This is a genomic window from Rhodopseudomonas sp. B29 (assembly GCF_000333455.1).
Classification (GTDB): Bacteria; Pseudomonadota; Alphaproteobacteria; order Rhizobiales; family Xanthobacteraceae; genus Rhodopseudomonas.
On record NZ_BADD01000416.1, the window covers coordinates 1 to 12,652 of the forward strand.

The window sequence follows — 12,652 nt, forward strand, 5'->3', positions numbered from 1 at the left end:
GGAATCAGGGCGTCAATAACTGGATGGTGTACATGACCGGCGATATTCCGGTCGGCACGTACGATCGTTCGCGTATCATCAATCTCGGCATCGGCCACGGCGCGATCGACGGCGGCGGCGGCTACACATACTTCAATCCCAAAACGGGGACCGAGTTGTCCGTGGTCGCCGGTTTGACGGAGAACTTCAAGAACACCGCGACCGACTACAAGAACGGCCTCGATTTCCACCTCGATTGGGCGGCGTCGCAGTTCGTCTCCAAACAAGTCTTCGTCGGTGTTGTCGGCTACGCCTACAACCAATTAACCGGCGACAGCGGAACGGGCGCGAAGCTCGGACCGTTCAAGTCTCGCGTGGAAGCGGTGGGACCGCAGCTGGGCTTTCTGTTTCCAGTCGGAGGAATGCAAGGTGTGCTGAATCTCAAGGGCTATTGGGAATTCGACGCCCAGAACCGGGCCAAGGGCTGGAATAGCTGGGTGACCTTCGCGGTGTCCGCGCCGCCCCCGCCGCCGCCCGGCGGCCTGATTACAAAGTAGAACGGCTACCGGCCGGCGGCCTACCGGAGCCGCTTCATCATGTGCACCACGCGAGCGCCGTTGGGGCGGGTTTCCTGGCGCTCTTGGGCGTAGCCGAGCGAGGCGTAGAGGCGGATGTTCTCTTCGAAACGCTCGTTGGTGTAGAGCCGCAGCGTGTTGCGGCCGGCTTCGGTTGCGATCTGTTCGGCTAGGGCGAGCAGGCGGCGGCCGTAGCCGCGTTTCTGTGCGTCCGGCGACACTGCGACGTTGACGATGAGGAGATCGTCGTCGCGCAGTTCGGTTTCGATCAGCGCGGCCAAGGTGCCGCCGGTCTCCAGCAGATCGAAGCGATGCTGCTGCACCGCCTGCTCGTAGTCGGCCAGCATAGGCAACGGCTCGTAGCCGATCAAAACCTTCCAGTTGGCGTAGGCCTGCATCGTCAGCGTGGTGATGGCCTCGACATCGGCGGCGGTACCTCGCCTGATCAGCTCGGGCATCGGAGTTCCTTGCAGTGAAGCGGGTCGTAGATGGCAAAGGCGCGAAGCGCCATGCCACGCGATATCACGATCGATGGCGTGAAGCTACGTCTTGCGTGGCCGCGCTTTGCTCGCCCTACGATGAACTACTTTCCTCAATGCCCCAATCCCATCCCAATCTGCACCATCGCCACTACGACCTCGATGGCGATCAGCGCCACCACGATGAGTTCGAGCCGTAGTGAGCGGCGGGTGTCGATGATGTCGGCGAGTGTCGAGGCGGTGTCGGCGACGACTTCTAGTTTGCGGTTGAGGGTGTCGACGCGTTCTTTCAGCTCGTATTCGTCTTCGAGCCTTGCATAGAGCCGTTCGAGGTCGGGGCGGTCCCATAGCGCGTCGGGCTTTTCGGTGATGGCGACGCGGCCGGAAACGCGGTGCTGCACGAGGAGCGAATCGCCGATCAGCTTCATCAGTTCGACGCGGCTACGACGGGTGCGGCCATGGCGGGCGAGTTCGCGGGCGAACGGCTCGATGATCTCGAACACCTTGGCGACTTCGCGTTCGTCATGCGCCAGCACCACGCTCTTCGCCAGCACGTCGGCGAGGACGAGTAGCCGCTCCAGCGAGAACTGCCGCAGCAGGATCGGGCCGCCGGCCGGGACCTGTTCCTCGCCGTCCTGGGTGAGCTCGAGCGCCGCGGTCTCGTCCTCGGCGCGCTCGAAGCGGGCGCCGATGCGCGGTGCGAGCCGTGTCAGGAGCGCGCCTTCGGCCTCGGCGGAGACGCCGAGCAGCACCACCACTCCATAGCGAAACAGCACGGCGAGCCCGCCGCCGTCGGTGCGCAGCGCCAGCGGCACCGCGGACAGGGCCTGATCCTCGAAGCCGGCGGTGCTGATGCGGTCACCGAGATAGATCGCATGCGCGGTTGTGCGGGGGCCGAGTTCGGCGGTCGGGAAGGCTGGTTTCGGCGGCATGGGCGTTCCTTGCTGCGAACCGCGGTGGCGGCCCGGTCTTCATGGGATCATCGACACGCCGGCGGCTGCCGCCTCATTGCGGACACCACCGCCTGATTTTACCCCGCGCTAGCTTTGCCTGTGTTAAGCCGCAGTAACATGACCGACCGACGCATCAGCTTGTTCACGCCGCGCTTCGCCGCCGGCTTTTCCATCGCCGGGTTTGCCGCGCTGGCGCTCGCCGGCTGCGCGGCCATTGGCGACAGTGCCGTGTCGCAGGCCTTTGTCGATCCGGCAACCTACGAGCTGTACGACTGCAAGCAGCTTGCCACCGAGCGCGCCAGCCTCGCCGAAAGGCTGGGGAAGCTGGAGCGGTTGATGCGCAAGGCCGACACCGGCGTCGCCGGCCCGGTGGTCACCGAAATCGCCTATCGTAACGATTACATTGCGGTCAAAGCCCGGGCGCGGCTCGCCGACGAGACGTGGCGCAGTCACCGCTGTGTCGATCAGCCGTCCGCGCTCGACAATGTCGTGGTGCCGCCCCAGCGCGCGCCCGGCCGCTGAGCCTTCACTGCCCCGGAACGGCGCGGCTCACAGCTGCCAGTCGTAGACCCAGTGCTGCCGCGCCAGCAGCCTTTGGCCACCGATCAGCCGCATTGCGACATCGCGGGCCAGCGCTGCCCCGCCGGAGAAATGGTAGATCGCGCCATTCTGCCGGGCCAGCCGTTGCACCCGAGCCACCCGGCCCCGGCGCTCTGCCGCGTAGCGCCGCAGCGCCGCCGGCACTGCGGCTGTAGTGCCCGACGAATCCGCTGCCATCTCGCCCAGGCATTTGGCCAGCACCGCGGCATCCTCGATCGCCATGCCCGCGCCTTGGGCGGCGAAAGGCAGCATGCCGTGGGCGGCGTCGCCGAGCAGGGCGGTGGCGCCGTTGCTCCAGATGCCGCCATCCTGCATCGCGAACAGCGCCCAGCGCTTCCAGCTTTCGGCGCGCCCGATGACGCCCTGCGCCTCGGCCGACCAATGTGCAAAAGCGGCCTTGATGTCGGCCGGTGCGCCGGGTGCGCTCCAGCCCTGGCGGCTCCAGTCGCCGCGGACAATTCCCACCATGTTGATCCGCCGTCCGCCGGAGATCGGATAGACCACCAAGTGCGCACCCGGTCCCATCCAGAGCTGCACCTCGCGAACGATCTCGACTCCCGGTTTCAACGGTGCGGTCGCGCGCCAGGCGATCAGGCCGCTGAAGCGCGGCTGTGCGGCGGGGAAAATCTGGCCGCGCACCGCCGACCAGATGCCGTCGGCGCCGATCAGCGCCAGCGCCGGCTCCTGCAGCCGCGCGGTGCCGCGGCGCTGGGCGACACTGACGCCCTCGGCGTGGCTGGTGACCTCTTCGAAACGACAGCCGAGTCGCAGCTCGATCAGCGGATGGGCCTTCACGCGCTCGGCCAAAGCGGCCTGCAGATCGGCGCGGTGAATCACCCAATAGGGTGCACCGGCGCGCTGAGTCGCGGCGGCGCCGAGCGGAAGCCGGACGATGGGGCGGCCGGTTGGCCCGCTCATCACCGTCACCGCCTCGGGAACGATCGCGCATTCGCTCAGCCGACGCTCGAGGCCGAGTTCGATCAGCACGCGGCCCGCGTTGGGCGAGAGTTGCAGGCCGGCGCCGGCTTCCTCGAGCCGCTCGGCCTTTTCCAGGACGACGACGCGAAATCCCTTGGCGGCAAGCGCCAAGGCGGCGGTCAGTCCTCCGATGCCGGCACCCGCGACGATGATGGTGCGGGATGCCGCCATGCGATCATCGGGAAATCAGGCGACCTTGTCCTTCAGCACGCATTCCGGCGGCCGCGCTTCGCCCGGGCCGAGGTCGGCGGCGTAGCGGTACAGCGTCGAGCAGTAAGGACAGATGATCTCGTTGTCGTTGCCGAGGTCCAGGAACACGTGCGGGTGGTCGAACGGTGGATTGGCGCCCACGCACATGAACTCCCGCGACCCGATTTCGATGGTGGACACCCCGGCATCGTTTTGGAAATGCGGAACCACGTGGTCGGACATTAGGCTTAACCTTTTCTCGCGGTCGAGAGGGGCACTCGAAGGCGGTGCACCGCACCATAGCGGCCCGTTTGGGCGATTCCTAGTGTAGCGATCCCGCGTCTGGCAACTGCTTCAGAGCATTGCGAGAGGCGAGGCGAAAATTGAATCCGCAGGTTGCAAAACGGTTGAAGCTGCTCGCATCGCGGATCGAAACACGGCGTCAAGTCGTTGAAGGTTTGGCTGTTCGCGCGTCGCGGCCTTTTTTGCCGGGCGGCAGCCGATCGATCGAACCTGCTCCTCCGTTGCAGATGCGCCGGGCAAATTCGACACAATCCCGTGGTGCTGGAGAAGCCCTCCTTTGGTCGGAGCAGTTGTGTCGCATTCTTGACGCCCCACATCAGGGGGAGAGCGAGGATTACGATGAAGCGGGGCGCGGCAGCGGCGGCGAAGCTTGGCACGGCGGTGTGCGCCGTGGCGCTGCTGCTCGCCTGGCCGCAGGCCCGCCATGGCGCCCGCCTGCTGGCAGCGCAGGATGATCCGGCCAGACTGTCCGATGTGCAGCTCGACAGCGCGCTGGCCGGGCAGCCCGACCTGATCGCAGGGAACATCACTGCGGCACTCGACTCTCATGATGCCGATTGGCCCGCAGCCTCGTTGAATTTGCCGATGCACGCAATGTTACGGTCGACCCAGCCCTGCGGCAGCGGGTGACCAACATGGTCGCGGAAGAAAATTCGGCCGGCAAATGGCGACGCGCTTCGCAACCGGCCTGCTCACCGGGCGCTCCGACGATATTGCGGGACTGTCCGGCACGGTGGCGGGGGATCTGTTCGTGTTCGGTGACGTCCGCGACATGCTCCGCGAAGGCAAGCATCTGGTGGCCGGCGAAGACACCGACCGGCTGATCCTGGGTCTCGCGGCTGCGGGAATTGCCGTGACGGCAGCCACCTATGTGACCGTTGGCGGCGCGGCGCCGGTGCGGGCCGGACTGACTTTGGTGAAGGATGCCCGCAAGGTCGGCAGGCTCTCCGAAGGACTTGCCAAATGGGCCGGCCGCTCCGCTCGTGAGGTGGTCGATGCGCCAGCGTTACAACGCGCCGTCGGTGAGGCCTCGCTGCTGCGGCCGGGCGCCACGGTGGACGCCGTGAAGGCCAGCATCCGCACCGAAAAGGCGGGCGGCCTGATGCGGCTCGCCAAGGATGTCGGCCGGGTCGGCGAGAAGGCCGGCACTCGGGGCGCCTTCGACGCGCTCAAGGTCGCGGAAGGACCAAAGGACGTCGCCCGCGCGGCGCGGCTGGCGGAAAGCAAGGCGGGGCAGACCCGCGCCATCCTGAAGATTCTCGGCCGCGGCGCGCTGCTGCTGACCACAGGTTTCTGGAATATCGCGTGGTGGATCTTCAGCGCCGCTATCACGCTGTTCGGACTGATCACCTCGCTGAAAGCCGGCGTCGAACGCATGACCCAATCCCACCTCGATCGCCGCAAAGCCAAGCGTGCCAGACGCTTGCTGGCACAAGCGCGCGCAACGCGCGAAGCGCCGCAGCCGCTTGCAGTGGCCGCATAGGTCGGGCAGGCAACTTCTGCTAAGAGCGCTGCGACATCATCCGTCATGGCCGGGCTCGTCCCGGCCATCCACGTCTACCCTGCGGGTAGCTCAGCAATTCGTGGATGCCCGGCACGAGGCCGGGCATGACGAAACTCTTCTCTCGATCCCTAAAGGAGACTGATGCCGAGTTTCGATCACGGCGGTGTCGAGATTGCTTATCTCGACGAAGGCGAAGGCGAGCCGATCCTGCTGATCCACGGCTTCGCGTCCAGCAAGAACGTCAACTGGGTGTACCCATCCTGGCTGACAGAGCTCACGCGCGCCGGGCGGCGGGTGATCGCGCTCGATAATCGCGGCCATGGTGAATCCGCCAAGCTGTATGACGCGCAAGACTATCGGCTCGACAACATGGCGGGCGACGCGCTGGCGCTGCTCGATCATCTCGGCGTCACGCGGGCCGACGTGATGGGCTATTCGCTCGGCGGCCGCATCACCTCGCACGTCGCCTTGCTGGCGCCCGAGCGGGTGCGCTCCGCTGTGCTCGGCGGCATCGGCATCGGCCTCGTCAAAGGCGGCGGCCCGGGCGAGAACGTCGCCCAAGCGTTGGAGGCCGAGTCGCTCGACGACGTCACCGACCCGATGGGCCGGACTTTTCGCGCTTTCGCCGAACAGACGCGCTCGGATCGCCGCGCGCTCGCCGCCTGTATGCGCGGTTCGCGCGAACTGATGTCGCCCGAGACCGTGTCGCGGATCGCTGTGCCGGTGCTGATCGCGGTCGGCACGGTCGATGATATCGCCGGCTCGGCGCGTGAACTGCAAAGCCTGATTCCTGGTTCGGAAGTTCTGGACATCCCCCGCCGCGACCACATGCGCGCCGTCGGCGACCGCGCCTACAAGGAGGGCGTGCTCGCCTTCCTGGCCGGGCAGAGCTGAACCGCCGCGGCTTGATTTCAGCCGGCTGCGTCCCACCTTGTTGAGCCGGGGCGGCCGCGGGCAACCTCGTCTGATCTCTCCGCCGACGTGCGAAGCTGCGTGGTGTCAAGAGCTTAGATGGAAAAGCCGAAGCGGTGGTTGCGGCTTCCGCACGCCGCGACAGCGGAGCTGCCGCTGTGCTATAGTGGACTTCAATGTCGCGACGTAGAGAGCCGGTCATGGTGGCGCATCAGGTCAATCCGCAATCGGCGAAGATCACGCCGCTCGATCCGATCTGGGAGCGGGTGCGTAGTGAGGCCGAGGACATTGTCCGCCGCGAGCCGGAGCTGGCGTCCTTCATCTATGCCAGCGTGCTGCATCACGACCGTCTGGAAGACGCTGTCGTGCATCGCGTCGCCGACCGGCTTGATCACTCGGCGCTCTCCGGGGATCTGATCCGCCAGACCTTCGGTGAAGCCCTGCGCGAGGCCCCGGATATCGGCAACGCCTTTCGTGCCGACATGGTGGCGACGTTCGACCGCGATCCGGCGACGTCGCGTTTCATCGATCCCTTGCTCTACTACAAGGGCTTCCACGCCATTCAGACGCACCGCTTGGCGCACTGGCTGCACAAGAAGGGTCGCAAGGACTTCGCGCTGTATCTGCAGAGCCGCGCCTCGGCGGTGTTTCAAACCGACGTCAACCCGGCCGCAACGATCGGCCGCGGCATTTTCCTCGACCATGCGACGGGGCTCGTGGTCGGCGAGACTGCGGTGATCGAGGACGACGTTTCGATCCTGCACGGCGTCACGCTAGGCGGCACCGGCAAGGAGCACGAGGATCGTCACCCCAAGATTCGCCGCGGCGTGATGATCGGCGCCGGCGCCAAGATCCTCGGCAACATCGAGGTCGGTCACTGCGCCCGCATCGCGGCTGGCTCGGTGGTGCTGAAGCCGGTCCCGCACAACATGACGGTGGCGGGCGTTCCGGCCAAGGTGGTGGGCGAGGCGGGCTGCGCCGAGCCGTCGCGCACCATGGACCAGATGCTCAACGCGATCGGACTGTAACGAACGGCCTGTGACCTGCGGCCTTTGATCGGCTGGCAAGGGGTTGCGGTGAGGGCTGCGAGGCCGTAACTCACGGTCCCGCAGAAACGACGGCGGCCGGCTTAATGCCGTCGCCGCCATCAAGCATCAGAATTGGATTGGAGACCACCGTGGACGTTCAGGAAGTCAGGAAGCTCGACGCCTATCTGAAGCGGGTATTCGGTAATCAGAAAATCCGCGTGGTGCCGCGTCCGAAGAAAGACGACTCGGCTGAAGTCTATATCGGCGAGGAATTCGTCGGCGTGCTGTTCGTCGACGACGAGGACGACGATCGCTCGTTCCAGTTTCAGATGGCGATCCTCGAAGACGATCTCGCCGACGTCTGAGACTCGTGTCTAGAGCGTTTTCGAGCGAAGTGGACACCGGTTCGCGTGAAGAAAACGCGTCAAAGTAAGAATCTAGAGCTCCGGTTCTGATTCTATCAGAACCGGAAAATCTCTAAGACGGCCCGTTGGCAGCGTGCATCTGCGCTGTGAGGCGGTCCAGCGCGACCGCGATGTCGCGCCAGCCGGCCAACCAGGCCCGCGGAAAGCGGAAACTGAGATCGGCGCCCTCGATACGACGTTCGGCGGTGCACATGCCGGGCGTCAGCTTGTCGCGGCTGCAGCGCGCCGCAAACGCCGGCGAGTCCGCAATGACCAGATCCTCGCCCGCATAGGGCGAGCCGTCGCGAAACGGCCGCACCGCGAGCCCGTCAATGGCGGCGCTCGGCTGTGGTTCGAGATAGTGCGGATAGATCGTTCGCAGCCGCATCTCCGGCGCCATCACGTCGTGGTGCGCAGCGATCGATACGAAGATGCGGTCGATCGGCTGGAAGCTGTCGATCTCTTCGGCGGTGATGTGGTGGAGGCGCTCAGGCGGCGCCAGCGACGGGTACAGGAAGGCGAGGTCGATGCGCTCCTGTGGTCCAGAATGGGCCTGATACTTCACCCGAAAGGATTTGGTCGGGACGTTGAACAACGTATCGCCGATCGACACCGGGGTGCGGTCGGGGCCGCCCGCCGCCATTGGCCGCCAGGTTGGCCACAGCAGATAGCACACCGCCGCGATCGCCAGCGCGCCGATCAGCGCGCCAACGATGAGCGGCATGCGGTGGCTTGCCTTGACGCGGCCGCGGCGCGCGGCAGAGGCCGAAGAAACCAGGGTCATACGCGGCTGAACGTCCGGGGACTTATGTCGGATATCGTGCGAATCACCAGTGAATATGCCATGAGCCCGTTACTCACCGAATGATTTTACGCATCGCAGCACGGCTATGTCAGGTGCCGGCGTTAACCCTTTCTTAAGGATAGACTGGCCGCGGCCGGAGGTTTTTGCGATCACGACAGGCGACGGGGCTCGGGGCCTGAAGCATGTCGCCGGACGCATTCAACAATCTGTTCTCTCTCCTGATCGGCTTCGCCTTCGCCGGTGCGCTGACAAGCGGCTACCAGGCGTTCGTGCGTCGGCCTGCCGGCTTCGGCCTTTTGCAGCAGGGCATTGCGGCGGCCAGCTTCGCCGCTGTGCCGTTCCTGATGTTCGCGGCGCCCTTCATCATCATGCGCAATACGCTGATGGGCCGCCGCATCGAGCGGCGCCGCGCGGAATTCGTCATGATGGCGACGGTGCTGGCCGGGTTCTGGAGCATGATGTCCGGAACGGTGGTGCTGATGACGCTGCACGCGATGGGCGTGTTCGCCTGAGGCCTTCCCAAACCCATTGCCCTCGCGCCGCGCTATTGCCATGAGATGGGCAACGCAAGCGGAGGAGCGACATGGCAATCTACGAACTCGACGGGCACAAGCCCGACCTGCCGGCCGATGGTGATTACTTCATCGCCGAGACCGCCAGCGTCATCGGCAAGGTGCGGCTGAAGGCGCAGGCCAGCGTCTGGTTCGGCGCAGTGCTGCGCGGCGACAACGAGTGGATCGAGATCGGCGAGGGCTCCAACATCCAGGACGGCGCCACCTGCCACACCGATCCGGGCTTTCCGCTCACAATCGGTAAGGGGTGCACTGTCGGCCACAACGTCATCCTGCACGGCTGCACGCTGGAGGACAGCGTGCTGATCGGCATGGGCGCGATCGTGATGAACGGCGCCAAGCTGGCACGAGGCTGCGTCGTCGGCGCCGGCGCGGTGGTCACCGAAGGCAAGTCGTTTCCGGAGAATTCGCTGATCATCGGCGCGCCCGCCAAGGTGGCGCGCACGCTCGAACCGCACCAAGTCACCGCGATGTTGGCAGGCGCCGGGTTCTACGTCGCCAACGGCAAGCGCTACGCCAAGGGACTCAAGAAGATCGGCTGAGGCTTCAGCGAGAGCGTTCAAGTCCCCTCGGATTCGCCGGCCTCGATCGCGGTGGCGATCTGTTCATGGCCGGCGGCCCACAGCGAATGCTGCTCGCTGCCGTCCTGATACGGATTGGCTTCCGCCGGGATGCCATCGCGCGCCGCGCTCTGGCCCTGCTCGTACGGATCGGGATCTGCAGTCATGGATGCTCCTGGCTAAATTCGGGGTGTGGCCGTCATTGCCGGCTGCGCGCGGGTTGCGCGCTCTTCTTCAAGGCGTCGCGCAGGTCGATCGGCACGCCGTGTTTCTTGAGCAGGTCGGCAAACGCCTCGTCTGCGAGTTCCTGGAGCGTCGCCATCCGATCACGGCCGAGCTGCTTCAGCTTGTCGAGCGTGTCCTCGTCAAACGCGATCAACTTGCGCATCTGCTTCCGGCTTTCGGTTCCAGCATTCAAGCGTCCGGCCGGTAAATGGTCCGACGCGGGCAGGCCGGATCCAGGGACGGAACAGTCGCGCAAAGTTGAGTGCTAAGAGCACGAAATGTCAGCGCTTATTCAGCTTGGCGGCGCGATGATGCTGGCGAGTTCAAGCGCGGGTGAATGACGGCCGCTGCGTCACGATAACGCGTTGGAACCCGGAACAGGGGCTTGAGCTTCTGCTTCCAGCGGGGCGCAAAGATCGCAGGCCTGGAGCCGCATGGCTCGGGCAAGATGATGGAGTGACAGATGTTTCGCAAAACCTTGATGGCGGTGGCTGCGGTGGCTCTGGCCGCCGTGGCGGTGCCCGATGCAGCGTCGGCGCGGGGCGGCTTCGGTGGCTTCCATGGTGGCGGATTTCACGGGGGCGGCTTCCACGGCGGTGGCTGGCATGGTGGCGGCTGGCACGGCGGCGGATGGCATCGCGGCGGCTGGGGCTGGGGCGGTGCTGCCCTCGGCGTCGGCCTTGGTCTCGGCCTCGCCGGCGCTTATGCCTACGGTCCGGGCTACTACAACGGTTACGGTTACGGCTATCCGTACGCGGTCGGCTACGGCGGCTGTTATCTGACGAGCCGCCGGATCTGGACGCCGTATGGCTGGCGATGGCAGCGCGTGCAGGTCTGCGACTAAATCTCTGCGATTAGTAGCAACCAAACTGATCAGCTGAAGTATCAATCCGGCTCTGATGCGTCAGAGCCGGATTTTGTTTGTCGGCTGTAACGCGATGAACCGCGCTGAAAAGCAAAGTGGGAATTCCGACGAAAGGCCCTCCAAAAAGGAAAACCTCCGGCGGGGCATCGCCGGAGGTTCCTTGGAGGGTTACAAGTTCCTTTCGTGTGTCGCTATCAGAAGGTGCGCTGAACGCGGACGGCGCCGGTCCAGGTGTCCTGATCCTTGAACTCGTAGCGAACGTTCGCCGGCTTGGTGCCGCCGGCGCTGACCAGACCGGTCACGCCCGAGTAGTTCTGGTCGAGGCGGGTCCACATGACTTCGCCCGAGATCGCCAGGTTCTTGACCGGGGTCCAGGTGGTCTTGGTGCCGATCTGGGCGATGTTGAAGTTCGGGTTGCCGGCGAAGGCCGAAGCCGCGCCGCCGACCGCCGACCGCAGAGCCGCGGTGTACAGGGCACCGCCGGTGCCGCCGAAGTCGACCGACGAATAGGCGCCGAACAGCGAGGTCGACCAGTTCGGGGTCCAGTTGTGGTTGAACGCGCCACGGATGCCCCAGGCCGAGGTGGTGTAGATCGAGCCGCCCGGAGCGAACACGCCGTCGACCGCCGCGCCGAAGCCGATGGTCTGGTACGCGCCGAGGCCCGAGTTGTTGCCGAACATCGAGAAGTTGTTCGGGCTGGTGCCGCCGATCACGTAACGGATCGCGCCGTTGGCGTAGGTGGCGTCGAGGTTGATGGTGTCGCCGGGGCCGGTGGGCAGGTTCTTCAGCGACAGCGCGGCGAGCACGGCGTAGCCGTACTTGTCGCTCGGGTGACCCGAGGTCTCGTCCGCCGGGGTGTAGTAGGAGGCGCGAACCTGGTGCGCCGCCGCCGACACCTGGAACAGGCCCCAGGCCTGATCGACGCGGATGTGGCCGGTGATGTCCGGGATCGAAGTGCCGGCCGTGTAGTTGGTGCCGTTGCCGGTGCCACCCAGCCAAGCGGCAGCGGTGCCGCCGGTGGTCTGGATCAGGCTCGACACGCCCTGAGCCTGGCGATAGGAGCTCGGATCTTCGAGCGAGATCGAGCCCGACACGCCGTTGCCGAATTCGGCGGTGTAGCTGACCTGGTTGATGCCGGTCGAGGTGTCGTCGCCACCGAGCAGGTTCGAGGTGATGTTGCCCGGGCCGCCGTTCCACGGCGTCGAGAACTGTGACACCGCCTTACCGAAGGTGAAGCCCGGCGAACTTGACGAAGGCGAAGTACACGCTCCGGGTGTCTGAGCCGGCGACAGCCGCGCCTGTGGTCCTGGTGAACACTGATTCGAAGTTGGTGCGAAACACGCCGTATTCGGTTGCGGTGCGGGTGTCGATGTTCAGGTCTGCGCGCGAACCGTAGATTGTGCTGTTGGCGAGACGGTTGCGCTGGCCGGCGTTGCTGTTCCAGTCCGGAGTTTCGGTCATGCCCCCGGCATTGTCGGCGTACTCGGCGTGGATGAAGCCTCCGAGCTTGATGCAGGTGTTGGTGCCCGGGATGTAGTAGAAGCCTGCGCCGTACAGTGAGCAGACCTTCACGTATTCGACAGCTTTCGCCTTGAGCGGCAGATCTGCCGCCTGCGCAGAGTTGACGGCGAAGGCCGCCACCGTGCCCAGCATCAGGCCTTTCGCTAAATTCATACTAACCTTCAATGTTATGCACCTGTCCGGGTTGCGCCGCTCTCGAT

General features: G+C 65.4%; 15 protein-coding genes and 2 pseudogenes. 9 read left to right on the plus strand and 8 right to left on the minus strand.

The genetic code is table 11. The features are described 5' to 3' along the window. The coding region (locus I5M_RS14980) for a transporter (RefSeq protein WP_022722138.1) at positions 1-536 on the plus strand (536 nt) is incomplete at its 5' end. Positions 537-556: 20 nt separating this feature from the next. Here the strand turns inward: I5M_RS14980 and I5M_RS14985 are convergent. Both I5M_RS14985 and I5M_RS14990 read right to left on the minus strand, forming a co-directional pair. After that, positions 557-1,012, minus strand: a complete 456-nt coding sequence (locus I5M_RS14985) for an N-acetyltransferase (RefSeq protein ID WP_022722139.1) — start codon at positions 1,010-1,012, stop codon at positions 557-559. Positions 1,013-1,146: 134 nt separating this feature from the next. Beyond that, the gene (locus I5M_RS14990) at positions 1,147-1,965 is read right to left on the minus strand and encodes an RMD1 family protein (RefSeq protein WP_022722140.1); all 819 of its coding nucleotides are present in this window, start codon (positions 1,963-1,965) and stop codon (positions 1,147-1,149) included. Positions 1,966-2,124: 159 nt separating this feature from the next. Between I5M_RS14990 and I5M_RS14995 the strand changes: the two genes are divergently transcribed. Further along, on the plus strand, positions 2,125-2,508 hold the full coding sequence (locus I5M_RS14995) for a twin-arginine translocation pathway signal (protein ID WP_244432010.1): 384 nt from the start codon (positions 2,125-2,127) through the stop codon (positions 2,506-2,508). A gap of 27 nt (positions 2,509-2,535) precedes the next feature. On the opposite strand, the gene I5M_RS15000 is transcribed toward I5M_RS14995, so the two are convergent. Further along, positions 2,536-3,735, minus strand: a complete 1,200-nt coding sequence (locus I5M_RS15000) for an FAD-dependent monooxygenase (RefSeq protein ID WP_022722142.1) — start codon at positions 3,733-3,735, stop codon at positions 2,536-2,538. 15 nt (positions 3,736-3,750) lie between these two features. Beyond that, positions 3,751-3,996, minus strand: coding sequence for a zinc-finger domain-containing protein (locus tag I5M_RS15005; protein WP_022722143.1), 246 nt, complete (start codon positions 3,994-3,996; stop codon positions 3,751-3,753). Positions 3,997-4,395: 399 nt separating this feature from the next. Between I5M_RS15005 and I5M_RS29825 the strand changes: the two are divergent. The 4 genes and pseudogenes from I5M_RS29825 (at position 4,396) to I5M_RS15025 (ending at position 7,865) form a co-directional block, all read left to right on the plus strand. Further along, positions 4,396-5,539 (plus strand): annotated as a pseudogene (locus I5M_RS29825) (hypothetical protein). A 162-nt stretch (positions 5,540-5,701) separates the two neighbouring features. Then, complete coding sequence (locus tag I5M_RS15015) at positions 5,702-6,454, plus strand: alpha/beta fold hydrolase (RefSeq protein ID WP_022722144.1); 753 nt, start codon at positions 5,702-5,704, stop codon at positions 6,452-6,454. A 218-nt stretch (positions 6,455-6,672) separates the two neighbouring features. Continuing rightward, a complete protein-coding gene (gene cysE / locus I5M_RS15020; protein ID WP_022722145.1) occupies positions 6,673-7,500 on the plus strand; it encodes a serine O-acetyltransferase in 828 nt (275 codons plus the stop codon). A 149-nt stretch (positions 7,501-7,649) separates the two neighbouring features. Then, complete coding sequence (locus I5M_RS15025) at positions 7,650-7,865, plus strand: DUF3126 family protein (RefSeq protein WP_031336470.1); 216 nt, start codon at positions 7,650-7,652, stop codon at positions 7,863-7,865. Between the two features lie 112 nt (positions 7,866-7,977). Here I5M_RS15025 and I5M_RS15030 read toward each other — a convergent pair whose 3' ends face one another. Beyond that, a complete protein-coding gene (locus I5M_RS15030) occupies positions 7,978-8,688 on the minus strand; it encodes a hypothetical protein (protein WP_022722147.1) in 711 nt (236 codons plus the stop codon). A gap of 203 nt (positions 8,689-8,891) precedes the next feature. Between I5M_RS15030 and I5M_RS15035 the strand changes: the two genes are divergently transcribed. Both I5M_RS15035 and I5M_RS15040 read left to right on the plus strand, forming a co-directional pair. Beyond that, positions 8,892-9,221, plus strand: coding sequence for a DUF6949 family protein (locus I5M_RS15035; RefSeq protein WP_022722148.1), 330 nt, complete (start codon positions 8,892-8,894; stop codon positions 9,219-9,221). A 71-nt stretch (positions 9,222-9,292) separates the two neighbouring features. Beyond that, positions 9,293-9,823 carry a gamma carbonic anhydrase family protein gene (locus tag I5M_RS15040; protein ID WP_022722149.1) on the plus strand — a complete coding sequence of 177 codons (531 nt, stop codon included), beginning with the start codon at positions 9,293-9,295 and terminating at the stop codon, positions 9,821-9,823. A gap of 17 nt (positions 9,824-9,840) precedes the next feature. Here I5M_RS15040 and I5M_RS33150 read toward each other — a convergent pair whose 3' ends face one another. Both I5M_RS33150 and I5M_RS15050 read right to left on the minus strand, forming a co-directional pair. Then, positions 9,841-10,008: a hypothetical protein gene (locus I5M_RS33150; RefSeq protein ID WP_022722150.1), complete on the minus strand. Its 168-nt coding sequence runs from the start codon at positions 10,006-10,008 to the stop codon at positions 9,841-9,843. Between the two features lie 32 nt (positions 10,009-10,040). Beyond that, positions 10,041-10,229, minus strand: coding sequence for a hypothetical protein (locus I5M_RS15050; protein ID WP_031336472.1), 189 nt, complete (start codon positions 10,227-10,229; stop codon positions 10,041-10,043). A 300-nt stretch (positions 10,230-10,529) separates the two neighbouring features. On the opposite strand from I5M_RS15050, the gene I5M_RS15055 reads away from it, so the two are divergent. Then, on the plus strand, positions 10,530-10,910 hold the full coding sequence (locus I5M_RS15055) for a hypothetical protein (RefSeq protein ID WP_022722152.1): 381 nt from the start codon (positions 10,530-10,532) through the stop codon (positions 10,908-10,910). A 215-nt stretch (positions 10,911-11,125) separates the two neighbouring features. Here I5M_RS15055 and I5M_RS29830 read toward each other — a convergent pair. After that, positions 11,126-12,605: pseudogene (locus I5M_RS29830) on the minus strand (porin). Positions 12,606-12,652 lie beyond the last annotated feature (47 nt).